The sequence below is a fragment of the Telluria sp. AZSoR62 genome, assembly GCF_058111565.1.
Map to the genome: position 1 here is coordinate 1 of NZ_JBYTST010000120.1, position 395 is coordinate 395.

At 60.5% G+C, this 395-nt stretch carries 1 protein-coding gene; it reads right to left on the minus strand.

Annotated elements, in window-relative coordinates; all coding sequences use genetic code 11:
• A partial coding sequence (locus AC3XQU_RS23155; protein ID WP_489876502.1) for a TraM recognition domain-containing protein occupies nucleotides 1-395 on the minus strand: 395 nt, incomplete at both ends.

Below are 395 nucleotides of genomic sequence, written 5' to 3' on the forward strand. Positions count from 1 at the left end.
GCGCAGCATGAACAGGTTGTTGAAGTTGCCGATCACCTGGCCAGCTTTCGCGCGGTTGCCGATGCGGGCCTCGATATCCGAGAGGGTCTGTGTGTACGCCGTGACCTGTAGCCCGGCACCGCCGCCCTTGTTGATCAGCGGGATGAATTCATCGCCCATCAACTCGTTGAACTCATCGGCGTGCAGGTTGATCGGCAGCTTGTCACTGTTCCTACCCGACTGAGGCAGGCCGTGGTCGATACCATGTTTGTAGATGTGGCCCGCGACCGAGACCAAGTCGGCGAACATGGAGTTGCCCACAGCGGCGGCCACCTCGGCGTCAGTCAGCGCATCCAGACCGACGTAGACGATGCCGCGTTTTCGGATGATCTGCATCCAGTCGAAGATTGGCCGCG